We start from the raw sequence: 24,422 nt of genomic DNA, 5'->3' as shown, positions 1-24,422 counted from the left end.
GGTCGGTCGGCGCACCCGCCATCGTGACTGACTGCCGGCGATTGAGGTTCGTGCCACAACCGTGCCAGACGCAGGGGTCAGCCACGGTCAACACCGGTCCCTCATGGGCGAGTACCCGCCCGCTTCCTAGTCCGATGGAACCACAGCTCAGGAGCGAGGTCACCCCGCCTCTCTCCTAAAGTGGTTATCCAGCGTGATCACCGCGTCCACACCCGCTGGAACTCCTCAGCCGGGATGGCCTCCAGCGAATCCTCTTCAGGGTCGATCGCTTGGTCTGTCAGGCCGCCGTGTTCGTCCTCCAGGTGCTCCCAGCTGTACCGGTGGAGTTGGCCGGCCGAAGTCAGCTCGGCTTGCTTGATGACGATCAACTCGCCGCGGTCGGGTACGGCTTCGATGTACCACAAGCCGCCCTCTTCATCAGCGTGACGGAAGTGGTGCCGCTGGGTGGCGGCTTCATCGCGTGCTCGGAAGTACGCCACGGTCTCTGCTTTGATGCGCTCCAGGTCAACCACGGGACCATCGTGTCAGCGAGCGCACGCGGTGGCCCCGTTCCGACATCAACGGCGCCGGACGCCAGCACTCCCAGGCGGCCTGGCACGGCCAGCGTGGCCAGGCGACTCCGCGGCAGTGCCACGCAGTGATCGAACTTCTAAAGCGGGTGTCGAGGGCGACGTCATTCCTCGCGGTGCTGAGCGAACACCTGCTGCTGCTCGTCCCGCCAGCTCCAGTTGGCCGGCCGGGAAAAGGGCAGGCTCCGAGCAAGGCCGGAGAACTGTTCGGACGGCTCCCGGCTCGCCTTGTTCACCACGATCGCCGAGAGCATCGGTGCTCGTCCGTCCTCATTACGGTGAAGGCAGACGTCCTTGAGCAGGTAGGTCATGATTCCGCGGTGAGGCGGAATGGAGTCAAAGCCCCGTGCCGCCAACTCTGCGCTCAGCTCCCCATACGTGATGGTCTGTCCCTGCCGGGCCCGCTTCCGCAGGATTTCCACGGCCGCTTCGACCGCTGCCGGGTACTCCGGATCCTTGATCCTCATTGCCCCTCCCCCATCGCGTGGACACTGCCCAGCCTGCGCATCGTACCGGCCTGACACCGGCCCGGTACTGCTACAAGCAGTACAGCAGCGAAGTACAGCCACCACCACGACCGCAGCCGATCGTCAACAGCCCTCAGTGGCCCACCGACCAGCTCAGCAGCCCTCGACGACCTCCCAGTCGAGAGTTCGGGACGAAGAGGTCGTGGGTTCAAATCCCGCCACCCCGACAGAGAAACACCAGGTGGGGCACCTACTGAATTCAGTAGGTGCCCCACCTGTTTCGTCTGTGTCCGTCTGCGTGACTACCGCTGCGGACCCCGCTCGAAGATCCACTCCATGACCACGGCTCCGGTCCGGATCACGGGCCGGATCTGCTTCCGGTGGGCCTCCTCGGTCACGGCCGTGTCGGAGCGGCCGACGAGCCGGGAGACCTCATCCGGCGGAACGTCGTGGTCGGGCGGCAGCAACACGGGACTGTGCCGGAGCTCCCGGCGCGTTCACTCGCCGGCGTCGAGCCCTTCGGCGTCCTTGAGCGCCCGGCGCCCGGTCCGCGACTACGAGAACCGGCCGGCCTCCTCGGCTCCGCGCCCATTGGGCCATGCCCCCACCGGGAAGCAGCAACCGGCTGAGTCCTTGGACCAGCAGTCCTGCTCCAGTCCCGCCTGAAGCGGCCGCCGACTCACCGACCCCCCGGTCAGGAGTCCTTGACAGTGATGTCCCCGTTGCTGCTCTTCAGCCGGAGCCGGTACTCACCCGACGGATCGTCGGAGACACCGATGGCCCTGTCGCCGTTGTTCGTGTCCGCCGTCACCTGGTAGTCGGCCTTCGGCATGGTCAGGGTGATGTCCCCATTGGATGTCCTGGCCTGCACGTCCAGCGGTGCCGCCGGGGTCAGGTTGATCGCGCCGTTGGAGGTCTGGGCCCGGATCCGCGTGCCCTTGATGTCCTCCCCGGTGATCCTTCCGTTGGAGGTCTTCACCTCCACCGCGCCGGAGACGCCGTTCATCTCGATGCGGCCGGAACTGGTGGTCACCTTCACCGCCCCCACCTTGGTCAGGTGGATCCCGCCGTCGGACACCTCGCCGCTCACCGGGACACCGGCGGGAACGTCGACGGTGTAGTCGACCGAGCAGCGGCTACCGCAACCGCCGAGGACCAGCACGCCGTTCTCGATCCGGTGGGTGACGCCCTGCGGCCTGTCACCGCGGTATTCGACCTCCCGGCGCAGGGACAGCCTTCCGCTGTCTTTCGTGCCGTTGACGGTGACGCCGCCCGATCCGTTCTCCAGCCTCACAGAGGTGATCTCCCCGGACAGTGTGCTGCTGTCCTTGAAGGTCTCGCCTTTGACCAGGCCGCAGGCAGCGAGTCCGCCCGCTGCGAACACGGCCGCCGTCAAGACCCCGAGCCGGCGGAGTTGCTGACGCATGAATGTCCCCCATTTTCGGAGAGTCGCCTGAACAGGCCCGAGGAAAGCGCCGGCCCAGATCCCGCTTCGAGTTCAACGTTCCTCGACGTTATAGACGGCGTCATCACGCGGCCATGGGGAAAACCCCCGGGTCGGCCTTCGGTGACGGCTCGGCCTATGGCTTCCGTGGTCGGGTCGGGGCCCGCGGGTGCGGTGGTCATGGATGTTCCTCGTCGTCCCTCTCAGGCAAGGTGGCCGGGCCTGGTGGGCATGGCCAGGGTGGTGAGATCGCCGCGGTCGGCGGAGCGGATCGTGACGGGCTGGTCGTCTCCCCTCAGGTCGAGCAGCACATCGGGGCCGATCGCGGTGCTCACGGCGGGATAGAGCGTGGTCAGCTCGAAGCGGATCCGGAGGTCCCGCCCCGTCGCGGTGGCCGGGAGCGGGATGCCGGGGTGCTCGCCGTCCACTGACACGACGTCCACTCCCCGGGCGGTGACGTGGAGTTCGACGCGTTCGCCGGGGTGTTCCTCCAGGGCTCGCAGGAGCGGTTCCTTCGAGGCCGTCACGCGGGTGGTGACCTCGCCCAGCGACGCGAGCATCAGCCGGTGGCCGGGGAACTCCTCGGTCAGCGAACGGCAATACCGGTCCTCCCGGCCGGCCGTGCGGAGCCGGAGCCCGTGCGGCACCGCTTCGAGCCGCACCAGCGGGCTGCGGCGGATCTCGGCGGCCGCGGCCCGCATCTCGTCGCCGTCGACCGTGCCGGCCCACGTCCGCGCGGGTGGTTCGGCCGGCACCAGGGTTCGGGTGGAGAGCCGGTACCGGTCGGTCGCGGTCAGGGTGACCGCCTCGTGGTCCGCCTCGACACGCAGGCCGGCGAGCACCGGCAGGCCGGGTTCGCGCGCGGTCGCGGTCAGGACCTGTTCGACCGCGTCCGCCAGTACGGGGCCCTTCAGCGCCGTGATCGGCAGACTCGGCACGTTCCCGAGCGCGGACTTGACGACGGCGGCCTTCCGCCGTGCCGCCGCCGCGTCCTCCGCGACCTTCGACACGTGTTCGTCGAGCAGCCGGAAGGCCTCGTCGGTCCCGGAACCCAGCACCGCCTCGACACCGGCGAGGGGCATGGCGATCTCGCGGAGCCGGCGCAGCACGGTCGCCCGTACCACTTGATCGGCGCTGTAGTAGCGGTAGCCCGAGGTCGGATCGACTTCGGCAGGGGGCAGCAGCCCGGAGTCGGCGTAGAACCGCAACGCGCTGGGGGTCAGCCCACTGCGCCGGGCGAAGACCCCGATCGGCATCAGCTCGGAATTCGGCACCCGGCCATCATTGGGCTTCGACCAACTCGAAGGTCAACACCGGCGAGCGGTGCCGCCGGCTCCACGGCCGCCGGCAGCCGGGCACGGGGGTCCACCGCCCCTGACCGGCGAGACCCGGCGCACCGGATCCCGAAGAAGGGGTGAACCGAGTGGCCGGGACGGGGAAGCGGCCTCGTCCGCTGGGCGCCCCGGAACCGTTGCGTCCCGCTTCGAAGCCGAGGCGGAGCCGTTCCGGGACGGGGGAGCGCTGCCGTGCGCGTCCCGGACCGTCGTGCGGATTCCCGTCGGCGTGGGGCGGTGCGATCCGGCCGGCTGGGACCGTCGGACCGGACGTCCCCGGCGGCGGGTTCCGGGTCGGGTGCCCGCCGCCGGGGTCGGGTGTCAGCGGGTGCGCTGGGCGTCGAGCGCGGCCTCCGAGGGGGCCTTCGCGCGGTAGCGGGTGCCGGTGGGGGCGTTCTGGGTGTCGAGCCGGGCGCCGGGGACGCCGTTCTCCACCACCCAGGTGGCGCGCGTGGAGACGGGCGCCCCGGGCCGGAGCACGTACGGCACGACCCGGAAGTCGCTGCTCCAGGTCTCGGGCGTGACGCGGCAGCGGACGTAGCCGCGCTGGGAGTTGAAGAACTTCATGTGCGGGTTGGCCGCCAGGAAGGCCTGCCCCTCCGCGGTCGTGTCGGCGCCGTCGCCGCCGCTGGTGATCGAGGTCCCGACGAACTCGGTGCCCATGACCTCGCCCTCCGGCCGGGTGTAGTCCAGGAGCAGGTCGTTGGTGTAGTTCTGGTGCCGGTCGCCGGTGATCACGATCAGGTTGTCCACGCCCCGTGCCCGGGCGCCGCGCAGGACTCGCTCGCGGTTGGCCTCGTAGCCGTCCCAGGGGTCCATGAAGACCAGCTCCTCCGGGCCCGGGTCCCGGTCGGTCCGCGCCATCGGCGCCTGGTTCGCCAAGACCTGCCAGCGGGCCTTCGAGGAGGTGAAGTTGTCGAGCAGCCACTTCTCCTGCTCCCAGCCCATCATCGTGCGCCTCGGGTCCCCGGTCTCGGGTCCCGGGGCGTGGCTGCCGTCGCCGTACGGCTGGTCGTCGCGGTACTGCCGCGTGTCGAGCACGTTGAAGTCGATGAGCCGGCCGTAGGAGAGCCTGCGGTAGATCTGGATGTCCGGGCCGCTCGGCATCTGGGCGGCCCGCAGGGGGAGGTTCTCGTAGTAGGCCTGGAAGGCCGCGGCGCGGCGCGGCATGAACAGCGCCCCCTGGGACTGCGAACCGGCCTCGGGGATCCCGCCGGCCCAGTTGTTCTCCACCTCGTGGTCGTCGAAGGTGACGATGAACGGGGCGGACGCGTGCGCGGCCATCAGGTCGGGGTCGGACTTGTAGAGGCCGTACTGCAGCCGGTAACGCGCCAGGTCGGTGGTCTCGGCGGCGAACTGCGGGCCGATCGGGGTGTTGCGGCGGCCACCGTTCTCGTTGATGCCGTACTCGTAGATGTAGTCACCGAGGTGCACGACCACGTCCAGGTTCTCGGCGGCCATGTGGCGGTAGGCGGTGTAGTAGCCGTCGGGCCAGGCCGCGCAGCTCGCGAACGCGAACGTGACCGCCGGGGGCATCGTCCCGTACGGCGGGGCGGTGCGGGTCCGCCCGACCGGGCTGATCTCGCCGCCGACCGAGAACCGGTAGAAGTAGTCGCGGCCCGGCCGCAGTCCCCAGACCTCGGGGTGCACCGAGTGGCCGAGTTCGGGTGAGGCGGTGGCCGTTCCGCGGCGTACGACGCGGCGGAAGCGCTCGTCCGCGGCGACCTCCCACCGGACCGTGTAGCTGCGCTGCGGCATCCCGCCCCGGCCGTCGGCGGCCACCGGGTCCGTCGCGAGCCGCGTCCACAGGACCACGGAGTCGGGCAGCGGGTCACCGGAGGCGACGCCCAGTTTGAACGGGTAGTCGGCCAGGGGCGCGCGAGGGGTCGCCGGACCGCTCGTCCACGCGCCGGTGCCGAGCATCACGGCCGCGACGCCGGCTCCGCCGACGAAGCCGCGGCGGCTGAGGGAAGGAGTGGCCGGGCGGGGCGACCGCACGCCGGAAGGGAACGGGTCCACGACAACCTCCGAGACCGGGAAGGACGATCGTCCGACCCCATCGCGACCGGGTGAACAACACCCCGCGGGCGGCGCAAGAGGCGCCGGTGCCGAGGTGAAGCGTTCGAGGGTCGTGTCCCGGGAAGTGGCGTACGGGGTCACGGGTTCGGCCCGGCCCGGGGTCCGCTCCGGCACCGGTGGGGCGCTCGTACGGCGGAACGGCCACCGGGTGGTCCCCGGGGAACCGGGGCCCGAAGACCATCCGGAAGCCAAGTTTCCCAAGTGTTCAGCCCACTTGGGTTCAGCCCGGCACGGCCTGCCGGCTCTCGTCGCCTTCCCGCGCGGGCGGGCTCACGCCTGGTGGGCGGAGCGCGTGTAGGTGAGGAACAGCGCTCCGCTCCTCAGGACGGTGTGGTCCGTGAGGTCCCAGCGGCACGGTTCGAAAGCGGCCTTCCGGGAGAAGAGCGGGATCCCGGCGCCGATGGTCAGGGGCCCCACCTTGAGGATCAGCTGGTCGATCTCGGAGTACAGGGCGTCGGCCAGCTCCGCGCCGCCGATCAGCCAGATGTCTTTGCCGTCCTCCTGCTTCAGCTCGCGCACCGTGGCCACCGGATCGTCGGCCACCAGTTCGACGGCGGGATCCGGGCTCTCGGAGAGCGTTCGTGAGAAGACGAGGTGGCGCAGGTGGGGGTAGGCGTCGGTGATCCCGGCCGCGAGGCCGATCTCGTAGGTGCGCCGCCCTTCGAGGACGGTGTCGAAGCGTGTCCCCCCGGCCGTGACGGACAGTGCCGCCCGGGCCGGAGCGGGGAGGGTCTCCGGGTACTCGGCCACGATGTGCCGCAGGTAGTCGTCGGGGATCGGCCAGAAGCCGTTCGGACCGGTGGGATCGGCGCCGTCCGGCCCGGCGATGAAACCGTCGAGCGTGGTGGCGATGTAGTAGACGAGTCTGCGCACGGACGGCCCTTCGTCGGTCGGATGCGACGGTGCGGCTCGAAGCGGCCGTTTCGTGCGGAATGGCGGCCCCCCGACGCCACGGTGATCCTCGCACGGCTCGTGGCGCCGCAGGGGAATTTCGGAAGGCACCGTGTTCGAGGACTCGTGCCGGCGCAACAGTTGGCCGCCGCGACAGCCGCTGGGAGCCGTCGCCCACGGCATGCGCGGGCACCGCGCCCCGGTGCCCGCGCCACGCCGGGCGCGGTGGCGGCCGGGCCGGCCGCGGGGCGGGGCGGGTGGAGAACTCCTGGAAAACTTGTCGGCCCACCGTGCGGACGCGCGGCACATCGCGGCCGGCTCACCCGGCCGGCCCCGGCCGCCCTATGCTTCTACTCACTTGTAGAAGGGTGGTCGGCGGTACCGCCCTCAGCGACGCACGCACGGATAAGGAGTGGGCGCCACAATGGTGTTCAAACGACTGCTCGGCTCGCTCGGCGTGGGCGGCCCCACCGTCGACACGGTCCTCGACCCGGGCCCGGTCCGGCCCGGCGGCACGCTCACCGGCCGGGTCCACCTCGAGGGCGGCAACGCCGACTTCGACATCGAGCACATCACCCTGGAACTGGTGGCCCGGGTCGAGGCCGAACACGCGGAGGGCGAGAGCGAGGGCGTCGTCGCCTTCGAGCGCCACACCGTCGGCGGCGGCTTCCGGCTCGCCGAGGGGGAGCGGCGCGACGTGCCGTTCAGCGTGACGCTGCCGTGGGAGACCCCGGTCACCGAGCTGTACGGGCAGCCGCTGGGCGTCGTCCTCGGTGTGCGCACCGAGCTGGCGGTGGCCGGCGCCAGGGACAAGGGCGACCTCGATCCGCTGGCCGTCGGCCCGCTGCCCGTCCAGGAGGCGGTCCTCGACGCGTTCGGCCGGCTCGGCTTCGGCTTCAGGTCCGCCGACCTGGAGTACGGGCGCATCGGCGGCACGGGGCAGCAACTGCCCTTCTACCAGGAGATCGAGCTCACCCCGGCACCGCAGTACGCGCACCAGGTGAACGAGATCGAGGTGACCTTCCTCGCCCACCCCGGCGGCATGGAGGTGGTACTGGAGGCCGACAAGCGCGGCGGCCTCCTCTCCTCGGGCCACGACGCGCTCGCCCGCTTCACCGTCGGCCACGACGACGTCCGCGACTGGAACGCCGAAGTCGACGGCTGGGTCCGCCGGCTGGTCGAGCACCGGGCGTCGTACGGCGCCCACGACGTGTACGGCCACGGCGACCCGTACGGCGGGCACGGGCACGGGCACCACGGGGAGAGCGAGCCCCACCGGTCCGGCCCCGGCATGGGGACCGCCATCGCCGCGGGCGCCGCCGGACTCGCGGTCGGTGTCGCCGGGGGCCTGGTGGCCGCCGAAGTGGTCGACGAGGTCGGGGACTTCTTCGAGGGCGAGGAAGACGAGGGCTGAGCGGTCCGCTCCCGCGGGAACCGTTCCGCAAACTTCTACGTCTTTGTAGAAGAAGCGGCCGTCCGGCCCGGGCGGCCGCGAAACCCCCTACCCCTCCGGAGTTCTCATGGCCCTGTGGGACCGCCTCAAGGAGTCCGCGTCGACGATGCAGACCCAGCTCATGGCGAAGAGGAACGAGCTGAAGAGCGGCGCCTTCCGCGACGCGAGCATGGCGATGTGCGCGCTGGTCGCCGCCGCCGACGGCACGGTCGACCCGTCCGAGCGGCAGCGCGTGGCCCAGCTGATCGCCACCAACGAGGTGCTGCGGAACTTCGACGCCGACGACCTGCGCCGCCGCTTCGAGGGCAACCTCGACAAGCTCACCGCCGACTTCGCCCTCGGCAGGGTGAGCGTCCTGCAGGAGGTCGCCAAGGCCAAGAAGAAGCCCGCCGAGGCCCGTGCGGTCGTCCAGATCGGCATCGTCATCGGCGGTGCCGACGGCGACTTCGACAAGGACGAGCAGGCCGTGGTCCGCGAGGCGTGCTACGCCCTCGACCTGCCGCCGCACGAGTTCGACCTCTGAGCGGAGCGGAGCGGACCGGGCGGCGGGCGCGGCGGGCCCTCGGTGCCGGCCCGCCGCGTCCGCCCGTCCCCGGCGAGGGCCGGGACGTCGGCCACCGCTTCCGGGGCCGGGTCAAAGGGGCGTGGCGGCGCGGAGGATGAGGACCATCGTCACGGCGGAGTTCGCGGACGACATCGCCGACACGGCGGTCCCCGCCGCCGCGCCCCACGCCGCCAGGCCGACCGAGGTGAACAGCGACGGCCAGCGGCGCACCGCCGGAGGGGGGCCGAGCAGGGCCGCCACCCTGCGCGGCACCGGTCCGGCCGCGGCGAAGCCCGCGAGGGTGGCCACCGGGGTGCCCCGGGACACCAGGGCCGCCTTGCCGATCGCGCGGGCCACGGTCCGGCGGCTGCCGACCGCCTGGGCCGCGTCCTCGTCCGCCCACCGTTCCGTCGTGTACGACACCGCCGTCCGCAGCGGCCGCAGGAAGGGGTTGGCCCGCGCGGCCAGCTGGACCGCGAGGAGGAAGCGGTGGTGGCGGGCGGCGAGGTGGGCGCGCTCGTGGGCGAACAGGGCCCGGCGCTCGGCCGGTTCCAGGCGGTCCAGCAGGGCCGTGGTCACCACCACGCGGTCCCGCCGGCCACCCGGCAGCGCGTAGGCGTAGGGGATGTCGTCCGGGAGGACGGCCACCCCCGTCCCCCGCAGCCCGGCCAGCGCCCGGTGGGCGCGGCGGCGCACCCGGCCGTGCCGCCACAGCGTCCGGCCGCACGCCACCAGCACCGCGCACAGCGCGGGGATGGCGGCCTTGCCGGCGACCTCGTCGTACGGGACCGCCGCGCGCACCTCCGGGTCCGACCAGCCGTCGGGCAACGGGTTGCCGGGCAGCTGGGCGGTGCCGACCACCATCACCAGGCCCAGGCACACCGTGCTGCACGTCGCCATCACCGCGGCCACCCCGGTCAGCAGCCCGGTCGCGGTGCGCGGGTGCAGGTGCTGCTCGGCCAGGCGCGCGATCGGCCACGCCGTCAGGGGCAGCACCAGCGGCAGAAAGACGAACACCCCCATGAGGCTTCAGTCTTCCCCTTCGTCCCTGGTCCGGCCCAGCAGCTCCCGCAGCAGCCGCTCGTCGTCCGGCCGCAGGCCGGTGACGAAGCTGGCCAGCACCGCCTCGCGGTCGCTCTCCGCGTCGAGCACCTTGCGCATCTTCCGGGCGGCCAGGCCCGCCTGGTCGGAGGCGGGCGTCCAGGCGAAGGACCGGCCCGCGCGCTCCCGGGTGACCGCGCCCTTGGCCAGCAGCCGGGTCAGGATGGTGATGACGGTCGTATAGGCGAGGTCCCCGCCCAGGCGCTCCTGCACCCAGCCGGCCGTCGCCGGGCCGTCCGCCTCCCGCAGCGCCGACAGGACCAGCGCCTCCAGTTCGCCCTGCCCCCGTCGCCGGGGACGCTGCCGCCGTTCCACCACGTCCCGTCTCCCTTCCGCCGTCCGCTTCCCGGGCATCGTATAGACGTCCCGAGGAGCCCCGTCCCGCCCGGCGGGCCGCGCCCTGTCACGCCCGCTCCCCACGCGCACCGGCCCGCGCCCTCCGCGGAACGGCGAAAGCCGGGGCCAAGTTCTCTACAGTCATGTAGATTTCGACCCGGGCCCGCCGTACCGCAACGGTGCCGAGCAGGGGTTCCGCGCCGCCGGACGGGGTAGCCTCCGGGTCGGCCGGGACCGCCGCCGGCTTCGGCGCGTGCGTCCGAGGCCCGGCCGGGAGACCGCGTGACCGGCCCGCCCGTCTGCGCACCGCCGCCGACACGACCACGAGGAGCCCCTCCTCCGCGTGGCGACACCGCATCCCCCGCGCTCACGAGAAGGAACAGAACGCCCGTGTTCGGAATCAGCGAACTGGCCATCGTCCTCATCGTCGTCATAGCCGTCCTCGCCGCCAAGAGACTCCCGGAGCTGGCCCGGTCGGCGGGCAAGTCGGCCCGCATCCTCAAGGCCGAGGCGCGCGCGATGAAGGAGGAGGAGGCGCGGGAGAAGGGGAACGGGACGGCGGCGGACACGGCGCCCCGGATCATCCGGGGGGAGACGGTGGCGCCGGACGCCGGCGCGGAACGGCCGTCCGCCCCCGCGCCCGAGCGATCCGACCGCTCCGGTGGTGCGCCGTCGCAGGACGGCAGGCCGTAGGCCCTCCGCCACCCGGGCCCTCGCCCCGGCTCACGGGGCCGGGGGCCTGCGCCCGCCGGACTCGCCCGGCCTGACCAGTTCCGTCTCGTAGGCGAGGACGACGGCCTGGGCCCGGTCGCGGAGCGACAGCTTGGCGAAGATCCGGGCCACGTGGGACTTCACCGTGGCCTCGCTCAGGGTCAGCTCGGCGGCGAGCTCCGCGTTGGACAGACCGCGGCCCAGCAGGGACAGGACCTCCAGTTCACGGGGGGTCAGGGCGGAGAGGTCGGCGTGCACCGCGGGCCCGCATGCGGAAGGGGAGGCGAAGCGTTCCACCAGGCGGCGGGTGATCGACGGGGCGAGCAGGGCGTCGCCCGTGTCCACCAGCCGCACCGCCGCCGCCAGGTGCTCCGGGGTGACGTCCTTGAGCAGGAAGCCGCTGGCCCCGAGCGACAGCGCTGCGTACACGTAGCGGTCCAGGTCGAAGGTGGTCAGGATGAGCACCCGGCAGTCCGGGGTGTGCTCCAGGATGCGGCGGGTGGCTTCCAGGCCGTCCGTGTTCGGCATGCGGATGTCCATCAGCACGACGTCCGGCCGGAGCTCGCGTGCCGCCGCCACCGCTTCCGCGCCGTCCGCGGCCTCGCCCACCACGTCGATGCCCCGGGCGGTGAGGATCAGCCGGAAGCCGGTTCTGATCAGCGTCTGGTCGTCGGCGACGAGCACCCGGGGCGCGCGCCCGGCCGCGGCCGGTGTCACGGGCGGTGTCACGAGCGGTCCAGGGGGATCCGGGCCCGGACCCGGTAGCCACCGCCGAGGCGCCGCCGGGCGTCCAGGTCTCCCCCGTACACCGCGACCCGTTCCCGCAGGCCCAGCAGGCCGCGACCGGCGCCCTCCCGCCGGGGTGGGGCGGTGCCCGCCGGCGCCGGCTTCGCGGACGTACCACCGGGCAGCACGCTGGGGCCGGTGTTGAGCACCTCCACGCGCAGGACGTGGTCCGCGTACCGCACGCTCACCTCCGCCCTGCCGCCGTCGCCGTGCCGGAGCGCGTTGGTCAGGGCCTCCTGGATGATGCGGTAGGCCGTCACGTCGACGCCCCGCGGCAGCGGGCGCGGCTCGCCGGAGATCCTCACGTCGACGGGCAGCCCGGCGAACGACACCCGGTCCACCAGGTGGCTCAGCCGGTCGAGTCCGGGCTGCGGCGCCAGTTCGGCCGCGGTGCCCTCGCCGTCCTCGTCCGCCCCGTCACCGGTGTCCTCGCCGTTCGGGGAGGGCGCCAGCAGGCCCAGCAGGTGCCGTAGGTCGGTCATCGCGCCGCGGCCCGCGTCCTCCACGGCGCGCAGGGCGTTCGCGGCCTCGTCCGGCATCGTGCCCAGCACCTCGCGGGCGGCTCCGGCCTGGACCACCATCAGGCTGACGTTGTGGCTGACGATGTCGTGTAACTCCCTGGCTATGCGGTCGCGTTCGGCGGCGATCGCGCTCCGCGCGGCGCTCTCCCGCTCCCGCTCCAGCAGCCAGCCACGCTCCCCCACGGCCTCCTGCCACCGGCGCCGCGTCCGCACCAGTGCCACGGCCAGCCCTACGACGGCCGCACACGCCGCCCCCAGCGCCATCACCAGCCCCCCGGGCTCTCCGTCCCACACGGCACTCACTCTCGCAGACCACCGCGCGGGCACGCATCGGTCCGTGGAACCGGAACCCTGCATCCAGGGGATGAGGCGGACGCCGGAATGCCATCCGGGGACGGATGTCGCGGACGTGCTCCTCGCCTAGCGTCCTGGGCATGGTCACCGAGGACAGCAGAGGAGAAGTCGTCGTACGACTCGACGGCGTGCGCAAGGAGTACGGCGGGACGACGGCACTGGACGGGGTGTCGCTGGAGATCCGCGCCGGTGAGGCGGTCGCGGTGATGGGGCCTTCGGGGTGCGGCAAGTCCACCCTGCTCAACATGATCGCCGGTCTGGACCGTCCGACGGCCGGCACGGTCCTCGTGCACGGCGAGAACGTGGGGGAACTGTCCGAGAAGGGGCTCGCCCTGTACCGGAGGCGCCACATAGGGATGATCTTCCAGTTCTTCAACCTCGTCGACGATCTGTCGGCGCTCGACAACGTCGCCCTGGCCGCGCAGCTGACCGGCACCCCCGCCCGTCAGGCCCGCCGCCGAGCCCTGGAGCTCTTCGGCGAACTGGAGATCACCGACCGCGCCCACGCCTACCCGGCGGTGCTCAGCGGCGGTGAGCGGCAGCGGGTCGCGGTGGCCCGCGCGCTGATGAACCGTCCCGCCCTGCTGCTGGCCGACGAGCCGACCGGCGCGCTGGACAGCCGTACCGGCGAGCAGGTGATGGACCTGCTGCTCGACCTCAACCAGATCGGCCAGACGCTGATCCTGGTGACGCACGACGAACGCCTGGCGCGGCGCTGTGCCGGCCGGCTCGTGCTGCTCGCCGACGGCCGGGTGACCGGCGAGCACGCCGTGGAGCCGGCCGCATGAGGGCGGTGTGGCGGGCGGCGGGCGCGGCCATACGGCGACGGAGGCTGCAGACCCTGGTCATCGGTCTGGTCACGCTGGTCTCCACCGGGGCGACGGTCGTCGCCCTCGGCCTGGTCGACGCGGCGTCGGCGCCGTTCGACCGGGCCTTCGAGCGGCAGCGCGGGCCGCACGTCGTCGCCTCGTTCGACCCGGACGAGGTCTCGGACACCGAACTGGCGCGGGCGGCGAGGCGGCCGGAGGTCCAGGCCGCCGCCGGGCCGTTCCCCCAGGCGACGGCCGAGTTGCGGGCCGGTTCCGCGGACCGCGGCCTCGGGAGCACGATCACCGTCGTGGGCCGTCCCGGCCCCGGCGGCCCGGTGGGGCGGATGGACTTGTGGGCCGGGCGCTGGGCCACCCGGCCGGGAGAGGTCGTCGTCAACCGGCAGTCGGACTGGGGCACCGACGACCTGGGCAGGCGGATCGCGCTCCGGTCCGGGCCGGACCTCACCATCGTCGGGTTCGCCTTCGACCTCAGCGGTACGGCGGACGCCTGGGTCGCGCCCGGCCAGATCGCGGCCCTGCGCCCGGCGGCCACGCAGATGCTCTTCCGCTTCGAGGACGCCGGGTCGGGCGCCCGGCTGCGGGCTCAGCTCGACGCCGTGACCGGCGGGCTCGCGGACGGCGCGCTGACCGGTTCGCAGTCGTACCTCTCCCTCAAGGACCGCATCGGCAGCTCGGCGCGGGCGTACGCCCCTTATCTGCTGCTCTTCGGGGTGCTCGGCCTCGTGGTCGCGGTGCTCATCGTCGCCAACGTGGTCAGCGGCGCCGTCATCTCCGGCTTCCGGCACATCGGCATCCTCAAGTCCCTGGGCTTCACACCGTGGCAGGTGCTCGCCGTCCACCTCACGATGGTCGGTGTCCCGGCGGCCCTCGGCTGCGCCCTGGGGACCGCGCTCGGCAACGTGGTGGCACGGCCCTTCTTCGACGCCGTGTTCACGGGGCCCGCCTCCGGGGTGTTCCACGGCGAGGTCGGCATCGCGCCCCGGGTGAACGCGCTCGCCCTGCTCGGCATGCCGCTCGTCTGCGTCCTGGCCGCGCTCGCGCCGGGGCTGCGCGCCTACCGGCTGTCCGCGGTACGGGCGATCGGCGCGGGCAGCGCTCCCCGTGCCGGGCGCGCGCTCGGCGTGCAACGGTACCTGGCCGGCAGCCGGTTGCCGCGGTCGGTGAGCCTGGGTGCCGGGCTGCCGTTCGCGCGGCCGGGCCGCAGCGCGCTCACGCTGGCCGCCGTGGTGCTGGGGGTGACCACCGTGACGTTCGCGACCGGGCTGGCCACGACGATGACGCGGTTCGGCGACGCGGGCCGGGACGCCTACGACGTCACCGTCTACGCGTCCCGCCACCACGACGGCGAGGAGGTCCGCCCGCGCCACGACGACCGCGCGCTCCACGCCCTGCTGAGGTCCCTGCCCGGCGCGAGCGAGGTCACCGCCCGGGCGGGCGCCGACACGCGCCTCGCCGGCACCGCCCAGCGGGTGTGGCTCGAAGGCCGCCGCGGCGACCGTCCCCGGCTGGATGCCGTCCTCACCGACGGCCGCTGGGTGCGCCACACCGGCGAGGTCATGGCCACCTCGGCCTTCCTGCGCCGGTACGACCTGCACGTCGGCGACCGGGTCCGGCTGGAGAAGGGCGACCGGCGGCAGGCGTTCACCGTCGTCGGCGCGCTCATGAACGACAACGCCGAGACGGTCGCCACCGACTGGGCGACGCTGATGCGGTTCTCCCCGCGGGAGAAGCCGATCGCCTACCACGTCAAGCTCCGCGACGGCGCCGATCCGGCGGCGTACGCGCGCGCCGCCCGAGCCGCCGATCCGGGCGTCGACCCCGTGCCGGTCGGCCCGAACGACGTCACCCGGACCATCGTCGGCTCCGCGTCGGTACTGACCCTGATGCTCACCGTGGTCGCCGCGCTCGGCGTCTTCAACACGGCCGTGCTCAACACCCACGACCGCCGCCGCGACCTGGGCATGCTCAAGTCCATCGGCATGACGCCGCGGCAGGTGACGACGATGACGGTGACATCGATGGCGGTGCTCGGCGCGGTCGGTTCACTGGTGGGCATCCCGCTGGGCGTGGCGGGCCACCGCTTGGTCGTGCCCCGGATGGCCGAGGCCGTGGACATCACCCTCCCCGCCTCCATGACGGACGTCTGGCAGGCACCGGCCCTGGCCGGCCCGGCCCTGGCGGGTCTGGCGATCGCGGTCCTGGGGTCCTTCGTCCCGGCGCGGCGCGCCGCGCGGCTGACGATCGCGCAGGTGCTGCACAACGAGTGAGTCCGATGCCCTGGGCGGGTCGTGGGGAGGGCCGTTCGGAAGCCCTTCGGCGGCGGGCCGGGCCGAGTACGTCACGGCCCGGCCCGCCCCTCCCCCTGCCGGTGTGCCGCGAGCCGCCGCTCCCGTCAGGCCGGCATCGGCCGTCCGTTCCTTCCCGCCGGGGTGATCACGGTCGTCACGGCGGTGACGGCGGCGGTCGCGGCGAAGGTTCCCGCCATGACCAGTCCCGCGCCGATCACGAAGAGGCCGCTGCCGTCGTCCGACCAGTCGTAGAGGGCGGCGAGGGTCAGGCCGGCCGTGGGGCCGAGCACGGCCCCCGCGAGGTGGCGCCGGTAGGCCGCCCAGCACACCGGCGGCAGCAGGGTCAGCACCAGCCCGATCACCTGCCAGGGCTCGTACGGGCCGGTCGACGAACCGTCGGGGTGCACGTCACGTTGCTGGTCCCAGCCCAGCCAGGCGGCCCACGCCGCCGACGCCACCACGGCCAGCACGAGGGCCGGCACCGCGTGGGGAAGAGTTTTCCGCAGTCCTTGGTTCATGGCCCAAGCGTCCCGGGGCGGGCCGGCCGCGGCGAGGGCGCACGTACTCGGTTCCACCTGAGTACGTCACCGCACGAGTACCCATCCGTACGGGCCCGGCGGCGCCGGGGACCGGGGCGCCCCGGCGCCGCCGCTGAAGGGGGGTGGGGCGCCCGGCACCCCGCCCCGTACGTCCCGCACGCCCCGTACGTCCCGCACGCCCCGCACGTCCCGCACGTCCCGCACAAGGGGAGGGGCCGGGTCCGGTGGCCGCGACCGGCCTAGCAGAAGCCGTTCAGGCCCCACCATTCGCCGTCGGTCCGCTCGCCGGCCGACAGCAGGCCGTTGCCCTGGCCCCGGTAGGTGACCAGCCAGCCGAGGTGCCCCGGGTAGCCGTCGATCACGTACTTCTCGTTGGTCACGGTGGCGAGGTCGGGGCGGCCGTCGCCGGAGAAGTCGCCGACCGCGACGAGGTTCGCCATGGCGTTCCAGCCGCCCTTGCCGACGAGGGTGCGGCCGCCGAGGGCGCCGGTGCGGCCCGGGTAGAGCCACAGCTTGCCGGTGGACGCCTCGCGGGCGTAGAGGTCGGGGCGGCCGTCGCCGTTCGTGTCGCCCATCCCGACGAGCGCGTTCATGGCGTTCCAGCCGCCGGTGCCGATCAGCTTGCGCGAGCCGAGGGTGCCGGTGGAGGTGCCGGGGTAGAGCCACAGCCTGCCCGTGGACTTCTCGACCGCGACCAGGTCGGAGCGGCCGTCGCCGGACAGGTCGCCGACGCCGGTGATCCTGGACATGCCGTTCCAGCCGCCCGTGCCGATCAGCTTGCGGGTGCCCAGGGAACCGGTGCCGGTGCCGGGGTAGAGCCACAGCCTGCCGGTGGACGCCTCGCGGGCGATGAGGTCCTCGCGGCCGTCACCGCTGAAGTCACCGTGCCGGACCAGGGCGTTCATGGCGTTCCAGCCGCCCGTGCCGATGAGCCGGCCGGTGGTGTCGCCCGGGGTGAACCACAACCGTCCGACGTCGTCACGGACGATCATGTCGGCCTTGCGGTCACCGTTCATGTCGCCGAAGCCCAGGGTCTTCGGGGAGGTCTCGGAGACCCAGTCCGGGTAGGCGTTCCGGCTGCACTCGCGCTCGGTGCGGACGAACTTGATCGAGCTGATCGTCGCGTTCGGGGGCGAGGAGAGCTCGCCGGCGCTGTTGGGGTCCTCGGAGGAGTAGCCGCCCCAGGGGACGTAGTCCTTGTCGTCGTAGAGGCAGGCGATCGACTTCGTGCGGTTGGCGTAGGAGCGGATCCTGTCGTTCCAGCCGCCCAGGTCCGCGACGTTCCTGGCGGTCTTGTACATCTGCCCGGTCGCGCCCTCGCCCGACCAGCCGCAGAAGTAGCCCACCGGGCAGTCGTACGCGCTCGCGGCGGCCGGAGCGGCGTCCACGGCGGCCAGGCCCGTGCCGGCCAGGACCAGGCCGGCGAGCGTCGCCACGCCTCTGGCGAAACGGTTCCTCATGTGATGTGTTCCCTCCCCGATGACCGGTGTCGATCGGTGCCGGTCGGAGACGGCACCTTAACCCGCCGGGTACGGGCGGCTGCCCCAGCCCGGCCCGCCGACGGCCGGTCGCCCCGGCCGGCCCGTCCTCGCGGCCCGCACCCCGGCCGGTCCGTCTTTGCGGCCGGTCCCTCCCGCTGGCACTGTGCAGACAGGTACCGACTCGGGAAGGCTCACGACCGTGATCATCTTTGGCACCAAGGGTTACCTGTACCAACTCGCGATACTGACGCTGGTGTGCGGTCGCTGCGGCAACCCCTGCGCCCACACCCTCCGCAAGCGCGTCACCAAGTTCACGCTGTTCTTCGTCCCGCTGTTCCCGTTCTCCACGAAGTACTCCACGCAGTGCACCTTCTGCGGCGCGGAACAGCAGGTCGGCCGGGAGCAGGCGGAGCGGTTGCGGGCGCAGGCGCAGGCGCCGGACGGGCCGGCGCACGGGCAGTCGCCCCGGCAGCAGCCGTACGGCTCCTGACCGCTCAGAGCGGTTTCGCCGGCCAGTCGAGCAGGCGGGCGCCGATCACCGCCGTCTGCAGGGTGTAGCGGTGGACGGGGTCGGCCGGGTCGGCGCCGGTCAGCTTGTGTATGCGGGCCAGGCGGTAGGTAAACGCGCGCACGCTCAGCGACAGCCGCCGGGCCGCCTCCGCCGCCACACAGCCCGAGTCGAAGTAGGCGGTCAGGGTGTCCAGGAGCGGCTGCGGGCCGCCGCGGGCCTTGCGCAGGGGGCCCAGCGCGTTCTCCACCAGGTCGGCCATGGCCTGCCGGTCACGGGTGAGGACGGGGTAGACGAGCAGGTCGGCGGCGCGCAGCACGGGGTCGTCGAGTTCCAGGCGCTCGGCGAGGTCGAGGGTGTTCAGGGCTTCCTCGTAGGACTGGACGACACCCGCGGCGCCGGGCTGCGGGCGGCCGATCGCCACCTGGGTGCCGTCGGTGGCGGCGTACGCCTGCTTGGCGAAGTACGTCAGGACGTCGTCCTGGTCGCCGGGGGCGATGCAGACGAGGCGTCCGTCCTTGGTGGTGAGCAGGACGCTGCGGTCGCCGAAGCGGCTGATCAGGGCGCGTTCCACCGTGCGAGGGACGGGGTCGCCCTCGTCGTAGGCGGCGGTGCCGCGCGCGACGGCCACCGCGTGCGCGGAGGAGAGCCGCAGGCCGTAGCGCTCCGCGCGCTGGGCCAGCCGGCCCAGGTCGCTGCGGCCGTACAGCAGGTCGTCGACGAACTCCCGCCGGGCCGCCTCCTCCTGGCGTACGGCCTGCCGCTGGGCCCTTTCGTATCCCTCGGCGAAGGCGTCGACGGCCTGGGCGACCGCCGCGAGCACGGTGTCCGGTCCCACGCCGCGCGCCGTCGGCCAGGCGGTCCGCGTCACGGCCAGGTGGGCGCCGACCAGGGCGCGCAGTCCGAGGCCGGCCTCGGCGGCCTGCTCCCCCAGCAGCCGGCGCGAGTCGAGCTCCTCCCGGGTGAGGCGGCGGCCGGTCGCGGCGGCGTCGGCGAGGATGCGCGCGTATCCCTCCAGGTACTCCCCGGTGCCGTCCCGGTCCGTCATGTGCGTCCCCCCGGTCATGTGAACGACGTCGTTTTCCGACGTCTTTCTAACGCATGGGGAACTTGCGGCGGACGGGACCGGCGCCGGTCGCGGGGCCCGCGCCGGACGCGGCGCCGGGCGCGGAGCCGGTCCCATCGGTCAACCGGTGATCTCGATCTTGCCGTCGGCCCGGTCCGCCGCGCGGTCGTCCGTCCGGCCGTCCGCCGGTGCCGGGGCGTTCCGCCGGGTGACGCTCCTCAGCAGCTCCGCCACGTCCACGCCCGTGGTGGAGGTGAGCAGTTCCATGCCCTGGGCCACGTTGTCGGCGACCGTGCGCGACAGGCGGCTGGCGCCGTCGGTGGAGATGACCGTCATCTTGTCGACCGCGGCGAGCGGTTCCGCCGCCTTGGCCACGACCTGCGGCAGCACCTCGACGAGCATCTGGAGCACGGCCGCGTCACCGTACCGGCCGAAGGCGTCGGCCTTCTTCTCCATCGCCTCGGCCTCGGCCGCGCCCCTGGCGCCGATCGCCGCGGCCTCCGCCTCGCCCTCCAGCCGTACCGCCTCGGCGATCGCCGCGCGCCGGGACCGCTCGGCCTCGCCCTGCTTCAGGCCCTCGACGGCCTCCGCCTCGGCCAGCGCGCCGCGCCGCTGCTTCTCCCCCTCGCCGGTCAGGCGGGCCCGCTCGGCCTCGGCCTGGGCGGCGGCGATCTCGGCCAGCCGCTCGGCCTCCGCCTGCTTCACCCGGGCCACCCGGCGGGCCTCGGCCTCCTGCTCGGCGGCGTAGCGCTGCGCGTCGGCGGGCTTGCGGACCTCGGTATCGAGCTGACGGTCCTTCAGGGCGGCCTGCCGCTCGGCGACCTTCTCCTGCTCGGCGAGGATCTCCTGCTGCCGGGCCGCCTCCGCGAGCGGACCGGCCGCGTTGGCGCGGGCGGCGGCCTGGTCGGTCTCGGCCTTGATCTCGGCCTGCCGCAGGTAGAGCGTGCGCTGGGCGACCGCGATCTCCTCCTCGGCCTTCAGCCGCGCCTGCTCGGCGGCCCGCCGCGCCTCGGCCTCGGCGATGTCGGCGTCCTGCTTGGCGCGGGCCGCCTCGGGCCGGCCGAGGTCCTCCAGGTAGGAGCCCTCGGTGGTGATGTCCTGGATCTGGAAGGCGTCCAGCACCAGGCCCTGCCCGGACAGGCTCGCCTCCGCCTCCTCGGCGACCTGCCCGGCGAACGCGGCCCGGTCGCGGATGACGTCCTCCACGGACATCCGGCCCACGATCGCCCGCAGCGCGCCGGAGAGCACCTCCTGGGTGAAGCCGACGATGCCGTCCTGCTGCATCAGGAACCGCTGGGCGGCGGCCCGGATCGCGTCCTCGGTGCCGCCGACCTTGACGATGGCGACCCCGTCCAGGTTGGCCTTCACGCCGCGCAGCGTGACCGCGCCCCGCACGGCGACCGGGATGTGCCGCGAGGACAGGTCGAGGGTGAACTTCTGCTGCACGAACGGCACGACGAACACGCCGCCGCCGACCACGACCTTCTGTCCGCTGTTGTCCGTGAAGACGCGGCCGGTCTCCGGATCGGTGGCCTTCTTGCCGCGCCGGCCCGTGACGATGAACGCCTCGCTCGGCCCGGCCACCTTGTAGCGGCTGACGACCACCAGCGCGATCAGCACCAGGAGTACGACGACTCCCGCCACCGCGACCACGACAGGACTCATGACGATGCCCCCGAATCATAGGAACCCGATACGAAAAGCCGGCCCGGAAAGCCGGCGGGGAGAGACGGCGCGGAAAACGGATGCGACGGCGGAGGGAGGGAAGCCGGCCCGCGAGCGGGCGGGGGCGGCGGTCAGCGCTCGACCGGCCGCACCACCACCGACGTCGCGCTCGGCGTCGCCTCCACCCACACCTCGGTGCCCCGCGCCACCGGCCGGGTACTGCGCGCCGCGCACTTGACCGGCTGGCCGGCGAGCCGCAGCAGCACCTCGCCGAACCCGTCGGCCGGGATCGGGGTCACCACCTTGCCGGAGACGCCGATCAGGTCCGCGGCGGCCGGGGCGGCGGCGCTCCGGTCCCGCGTGAGGGCGCGGCCGAAGCGGTACGTCAGCCAGGCCGTGCCCGCTCCGGCGAGCGCGCCGGCACCGGCGGCACCCGCGGGAGCCGCGACGCCGGTCCCCAGGGCGATGGCGCCGCCGAAGCCGGTCATCGCCACGAACCCGGCGACGACCGGCAGCGACAGCCACCCCTCGAGGGCGCCGTCCAGCGCGCCGTCCAGCGCACCGTCGAGCACCCCGTCGAAGACCAGCGACAGGGCGAGCAGCACGACCCCCGTGATACCCAGCCCCAGGAACCAGGCCATGCGTGCCACCCCCGTTCCCGCCCGTCGCCGGTCTTCGGCCTGCGGGGATCGTCACACGCGGGGGCGAACCCCGTCATTGCCGTGTTCCGGCAATCTTTACGCGTTCTTGATGCCGCCCCAGCGCACCGCCGGCATCCGGGCCGTCAGCGGGAAAGCCGCCGGGCCCGCCGGGGGGGGGCGACGACCGGCCCGTCGCCGTGGGCGCCCCGCCCGCCGGTGGGGAACTCCGGCGGCCGCGCCACCGGTCCGACGCCCGCCGCGCCGTGGCCGGCCCACACCTCGGGACACCGCGTACGCGCCCGGAGACGGCCGGGACTCCACCGCCGCCCGGCGCGTCCCGCCCGCTCCGGCCGGGCTCCGGGGGTCCGGGGTTCCGCGTCCGGGGCCCCCGGAGCCCGGCCGTGACGGAGTCCGCCGCCCCGCCCGCTCCGGGCGTCCCCGACCGGACGCCCGGCGACGTGCCGGAGCGGCGGACGATCTCACTCCTCGCGCTCGTAGTCGGCGTCGGAACGCTCCTGGTCGCGGTCCGTCTGCGCGCGCTGGTACAGGTCGTGGACGAAGCGGTCGGCGTCCTCCCGCGAGATGTCGGGGGAGAGGGTGCGCAGCCGGTCGGCCCACGGGTCGAGAGAATCACTGGGCTGGGTCATGGTGCTGTCCCTGGCTGTCCCGGAAGACCTGTGGAAGTGGTGGCCGCCCCCACTCGGGGGGCCACTGCTCCATCACACCTCCGCCGCCCCGGATCCGCATCCCGGCGGCGGAGCGGTGACGCCGGGCACGGCCACCGGTGACCGCCGGCACCCGCCTCCGGTCGCCCCCTGGAACCACTCGCCCACCTGAGGCAGTCCTCCGCCCCGTGGGGAGTGTTCCGAACCAGCGGGTGCCGGGCGACGCGCCGTCGGCGCACATGGTGGTGTGCGGCGACGACGGTCTCGCGCACCGGCTCGCGGCCGAACTGCGGGGCGTGTACGGCGAGCAGGTCACCCTCGTCGTGCCGCCCTCCCGCCGCCAGGTGCGCCAGCCGGTGGTCGGGCGGGCCCGCGCGGTCTCGGCGGCACTGTTCGACCGGGTCGTGAACGCGGCCGTCACCCGCGCGGGCGGCGCCGAGCCCGCCGGCGGCGGGCGGGTGCTGGAGGCCGCGGAGGCGACCGAGGCGGTGCTCGCGGAGGCGGGTGCGGACCGGGCCGCCGCGCTGGCGCTCGTCTACGACGACGACGAGACCAACATCCGTGCCGCCCTCACCGCCCGCCGCCTCAACCCCCGCCTCCGGCTCGTCCTGCGCCTGTACAACCGGCGTCTGGGCCAGCACATCGAGGAACTCCTCGACCAGGCCGCCGCGCTGGCGACCGGACGGGCCGGGCAGGACCCGGCGGGCTTCGACGCCTCCACCACCGTCCTGTCCGACGCCGACACCGCCGCCCCGGCGCTGGCGGCCACCGCGCTGGCCGGCACCAGCAAGGTCGTCGAGGCGGACGGGCTGCTGCTGCACGCGGTGGAGCGCCGGCCGCCGCGGCCCGGCGAGGTCGCCGACCCGGGGCTGTGCACGCTCGCCCTGCTGTCGGAGACGGCCGGTGACCCGGCCGGCGCCGACGGCTCGGAGGGCAGCGGCGACCAGGGGCCCCAGCTGCTGCCCGACGCGGCGGCCGTGGCGGCGGCCACCGGGCGCGGGACCGTGGTCCTGGAGCGGGTGACGTACTCCGGGCCCTCCCTGCCGTCCGGGCGCGGCGGCGTACCGCCGCTCGGGTCGCTGTTCTCCCGGCGGCTGCGGTGGTCGCTGGCGGGGCTGGTGGGCTGCGTGGTCGCGCTCGCCGTCGCCCTGACCGTGGTGACCGGCGACCACCCGCTGCACGCCACCTACGTGACGCTGCTGGACCTGTTCGCCATCAACGAGCCGGCCCTGCGCCAGTCCATCGGCCGCCAGGTCCTCCAGCTGCTGTCCGGGCTGGTGGGACTGCTGCTGCTGCCGGTGCTGCTGGCGGCGGTGCTGGAGGCGCTGGGCACCTTCCGCAGCGCGTCGGCGCTGCGCAAGCCGCCGCGCGGACTGGGCGGGCACGTGATCCTGCTCGGTCTCGGCAAGATCGGCACGCGGGTGCTGACCCGGCTGCGCGAGCTGCACATCCCCGTGGTGTGCGTCGAGGCCGACCCGGAGGCGCGGGGGCTGGCGACCGCGCGGCGGCTGCGGGTGCCGGTGGTGCTCGGCGACGTCACCCAGGAAGGCGTCCTGGAGTCCGCCAAGATCCACCGCGCGCACGCCCTGCTCGCCCTGACCAGCGCGGACACCACCAACCTGGAGGCGGTGCTGTACGCCCGGTCGGTGCGGCCCGACCTGAGGGCGGTGCTGCGGCTGTACGACGACGACTTCGCGACCGCCGTGTACCGCACCCTGCGCGCCGCGCACCCCGGCGCGCTCACCCGCAGCCGCAGCGTGTCCCACCTGGCCGCGCCCGCGTTCGCCGGGGCGATGATGGGCCGGCAGATCCTGGGCGCGATCCCGGTGGAGCGGCGGGTGCTGCTGTTCGCCGCCGTCACGGTCGGCGGCCACCCCCAGCTGGAGGGCAGGACCGTCGGCGAGGCCTTCCGGCCGGGGTCCTGGCGGGTGCTGGCGCTGGACACCTCGGCCGCGGACGGGCGCCGGGAGGGGCCCGCCGGGGAGCCCGGCACGGACGTACCGCCGTCGGGGCTGGTGTGGGACGTCCCCGACACGTACGTGCTGCGCCCCGGGGACCGGGTGGTGCTGGCGGCGACCCGGCGGGGGCTGGCGGAGCTGCTGGGCCGCAGGGGCCGGGAGCGGGCGGAGGCGTGACCGGCCGCCCCCGC

At 73.7% G+C, this 24,422-nt stretch carries 24 protein-coding genes; 7 read left to right on the top strand and 17 right to left on the bottom strand.

Annotation, left to right across the window (positions count from 1 at the left end; all coding sequences use genetic code 11):
* Window positions 1-197 precede the first annotated feature (197 nt).
* The 7 genes from ACSU6Z_RS15735 to ACSU6Z_RS15705 form a co-directional block, all read right to left on the bottom strand.
* Window positions 198-512, bottom strand: a complete 315-nt coding sequence (locus ACSU6Z_RS15735; protein WP_437046252.1) for a hypothetical protein — start codon at window positions 510-512, stop codon at window positions 198-200.
* Between the two features lie 161 nt (window positions 513-673).
* On the bottom strand, window positions 674-1,036 hold the full coding sequence (locus ACSU6Z_RS15730; protein WP_437046250.1) for a hypothetical protein: 363 nt from the start codon (window positions 1,034-1,036) through the stop codon (window positions 674-676).
* A 302-nt stretch (window positions 1,037-1,338) separates the two neighbouring features.
* Complete coding sequence (locus tag ACSU6Z_RS15725) at window positions 1,339-1,503, bottom strand: hypothetical protein (protein WP_437046248.1); 165 nt, start codon at window positions 1,501-1,503, stop codon at window positions 1,339-1,341.
* A gap of 227 nt (window positions 1,504-1,730) precedes the next feature.
* Window positions 1,731-2,462 (bottom strand): DUF4097 family beta strand repeat-containing protein, encoded by a 732-nt coding sequence (locus ACSU6Z_RS15720; RefSeq protein ID WP_437046247.1) that lies wholly within the window; start codon window positions 2,460-2,462, stop codon window positions 1,731-1,733.
* A 221-nt stretch (window positions 2,463-2,683) separates the two neighbouring features.
* Window positions 2,684-3,754 (bottom strand): MerR family transcriptional regulator, encoded by a 1,071-nt coding sequence (locus tag ACSU6Z_RS15715; RefSeq protein WP_437046245.1) that lies wholly within the window; start codon window positions 3,752-3,754, stop codon window positions 2,684-2,686.
* 381 nt (window positions 3,755-4,135) lie between these two features.
* Window positions 4,136-5,833: an alkaline phosphatase D family protein gene (locus ACSU6Z_RS15710; protein WP_437046243.1), complete on the bottom strand. Its 1,698-nt coding sequence runs from the start codon at window positions 5,831-5,833 to the stop codon at window positions 4,136-4,138.
* A 330-nt stretch (window positions 5,834-6,163) separates the two neighbouring features.
* On the bottom strand, window positions 6,164-6,766 hold the full coding sequence (locus ACSU6Z_RS15705) for a dihydrofolate reductase family protein (RefSeq protein ID WP_437046241.1): 603 nt from the start codon (window positions 6,764-6,766) through the stop codon (window positions 6,164-6,166).
* A 442-nt stretch (window positions 6,767-7,208) separates the two neighbouring features.
* Between ACSU6Z_RS15705 and ACSU6Z_RS15700 the strand changes: the two genes are divergently transcribed.
* Both ACSU6Z_RS15700 and ACSU6Z_RS15695 read left to right on the top strand, forming a co-directional pair.
* A complete protein-coding gene (locus ACSU6Z_RS15700) occupies window positions 7,209-8,198 on the top strand; it encodes a sporulation protein (RefSeq protein WP_437046239.1) in 990 nt (329 codons plus the stop codon).
* A 106-nt stretch (window positions 8,199-8,304) separates the two neighbouring features.
* The gene (locus tag ACSU6Z_RS15695) at window positions 8,305-8,760 is read left to right on the top strand and encodes a tellurite resistance TerB family protein (RefSeq protein WP_437046237.1); all 456 of its coding nucleotides are present in this window, start codon (window positions 8,305-8,307) and stop codon (window positions 8,758-8,760) included.
* A 111-nt stretch (window positions 8,761-8,871) separates the two neighbouring features.
* On the opposite strand, the gene ACSU6Z_RS15690 is transcribed toward ACSU6Z_RS15695, so the two are convergent.
* Together ACSU6Z_RS15690 and ACSU6Z_RS15685 are read right to left on the bottom strand one after the other, a co-directional pair.
* Window positions 8,872-9,804 carry a M56 family metallopeptidase gene (locus ACSU6Z_RS15690; RefSeq protein WP_437046236.1) on the bottom strand — a complete coding sequence of 311 codons (933 nt, stop codon included), beginning with the start codon at window positions 9,802-9,804 and terminating at the stop codon, window positions 8,872-8,874.
* A gap of 6 nt (window positions 9,805-9,810) precedes the next feature.
* Window positions 9,811-10,200, bottom strand: a complete 390-nt coding sequence (locus ACSU6Z_RS15685; RefSeq protein WP_437046234.1) for a BlaI/MecI/CopY family transcriptional regulator — start codon at window positions 10,198-10,200, stop codon at window positions 9,811-9,813.
* Window positions 10,201-10,608: 408 nt separating this feature from the next.
* Here ACSU6Z_RS15685 and ACSU6Z_RS15680 point away from each other — a divergent pair, with 408 nt between their 5' ends.
* Window positions 10,609-10,911, top strand: a complete 303-nt coding sequence (locus tag ACSU6Z_RS15680) for a twin-arginine translocase TatA/TatE family subunit (RefSeq protein WP_437046232.1) — start codon at window positions 10,609-10,611, stop codon at window positions 10,909-10,911.
* Window positions 10,912-10,941: 30 nt separating this feature from the next.
* Here ACSU6Z_RS15680 and ACSU6Z_RS15675 read toward each other — a convergent pair whose 3' ends face one another.
* Window positions 10,942-11,658 carry a response regulator gene (locus tag ACSU6Z_RS15675; RefSeq protein WP_437046230.1) on the bottom strand — a complete coding sequence of 239 codons (717 nt, stop codon included), beginning with the start codon at window positions 11,656-11,658 and terminating at the stop codon, window positions 10,942-10,944.
* A complete protein-coding gene (locus ACSU6Z_RS15670; protein ID WP_437046228.1) occupies window positions 11,655-12,530 on the bottom strand; it encodes a sensor histidine kinase in 876 nt (291 codons plus the stop codon). The genes ACSU6Z_RS15675 and ACSU6Z_RS15670 overlap by 4 nt, the downstream gene beginning before the upstream one ends.
* A 140-nt stretch (window positions 12,531-12,670) precedes the next feature.
* Between ACSU6Z_RS15670 and ACSU6Z_RS15665 the strand changes: the two genes are divergently transcribed.
* Together ACSU6Z_RS15665 and ACSU6Z_RS15660 are read left to right on the top strand one after the other, a co-directional pair.
* Window positions 12,671-13,378: an ABC transporter ATP-binding protein gene (locus ACSU6Z_RS15665; RefSeq protein WP_437046227.1), complete on the top strand. Its 708-nt coding sequence runs from the start codon at window positions 12,671-12,673 to the stop codon at window positions 13,376-13,378.
* Entirely contained in the window at window positions 13,375-15,687 is a 2,313-nt protein-coding gene (locus ACSU6Z_RS15660; protein WP_437046225.1) for an FtsX-like permease family protein, read from the top strand. Before ACSU6Z_RS15665 ends, ACSU6Z_RS15660 begins: the two co-directional genes overlap by 4 nt.
* A gap of 125 nt (window positions 15,688-15,812) precedes the next feature.
* On the opposite strand, the gene ACSU6Z_RS15655 is transcribed toward ACSU6Z_RS15660, so the two are convergent.
* Together ACSU6Z_RS15655 and ACSU6Z_RS15650 are read right to left on the bottom strand one after the other, a co-directional pair.
* Window positions 15,813-16,226, bottom strand: coding sequence for a hypothetical protein (locus ACSU6Z_RS15655; RefSeq protein WP_437046223.1), 414 nt, complete (start codon window positions 16,224-16,226; stop codon window positions 15,813-15,815).
* 260 nt (window positions 16,227-16,486) lie between these two features.
* Window positions 16,487-17,707, bottom strand: coding sequence for an FG-GAP-like repeat-containing protein (locus tag ACSU6Z_RS15650; RefSeq protein ID WP_437046222.1), 1,221 nt, complete (start codon window positions 17,705-17,707; stop codon window positions 16,487-16,489).
* Between the two features lie 220 nt (window positions 17,708-17,927).
* Between ACSU6Z_RS15650 and ACSU6Z_RS15645 the strand changes: the two genes are divergently transcribed.
* The gene (locus tag ACSU6Z_RS15645; protein WP_437046220.1) at window positions 17,928-18,218 is read left to right on the top strand and encodes a zinc-ribbon domain-containing protein; all 291 of its coding nucleotides are present in this window, start codon (window positions 17,928-17,930) and stop codon (window positions 18,216-18,218) included.
* A 4-nt stretch (window positions 18,219-18,222) separates the two neighbouring features.
* Here the strand turns inward: ACSU6Z_RS15645 and ACSU6Z_RS15640 are convergent, their stop codons facing one another.
* The 4 genes from ACSU6Z_RS15640 to ACSU6Z_RS15625 all read right to left on the bottom strand — a co-directional run bounded on the left by ACSU6Z_RS15640 (window position 18,223) and on the right by ACSU6Z_RS15625 (window position 22,255).
* Entirely contained in the window at window positions 18,223-19,284 is a 1,062-nt protein-coding gene (locus tag ACSU6Z_RS15640) for a PucR family transcriptional regulator (protein WP_437046218.1), read from the bottom strand.
* Between the two features lie 138 nt (window positions 19,285-19,422).
* Window positions 19,423-20,967, bottom strand: a complete 1,545-nt coding sequence (locus tag ACSU6Z_RS15635) for an SPFH domain-containing protein (protein WP_437046217.1) — start codon at window positions 20,965-20,967, stop codon at window positions 19,423-19,425.
* Between the two features lie 131 nt (window positions 20,968-21,098).
* Complete coding sequence (locus ACSU6Z_RS15630; protein ID WP_437046215.1) at window positions 21,099-21,608, bottom strand: hypothetical protein; 510 nt, start codon at window positions 21,606-21,608, stop codon at window positions 21,099-21,101.
* Window positions 21,609-22,087: 479 nt separating this feature from the next.
* Window positions 22,088-22,255, bottom strand: a complete 168-nt coding sequence (locus ACSU6Z_RS15625; RefSeq protein WP_437046214.1) for a hypothetical protein — start codon at window positions 22,253-22,255, stop codon at window positions 22,088-22,090.
* Window positions 22,256-22,512: 257 nt separating this feature from the next.
* Between ACSU6Z_RS15625 and ACSU6Z_RS15620 the strand changes: the two genes are divergently transcribed.
* On the top strand, window positions 22,513-24,408 hold the full coding sequence (locus ACSU6Z_RS15620; RefSeq protein ID WP_437050331.1) for a potassium channel family protein: 1,896 nt from the start codon (window positions 22,513-22,515) through the stop codon (window positions 24,406-24,408).
* Window positions 24,409-24,422 lie beyond the last annotated feature (14 nt).

Source organism: Streptomyces sp. enrichment culture (assembly GCF_964273145.1).
GTDB lineage: Bacteria > Actinomycetota > Actinomycetes > Streptomycetales > Streptomycetaceae > Streptomyces.
Note: the sequence above shows the minus strand (reverse complement) of the source record. Positions and strands in the feature narration are given on the sequence as shown.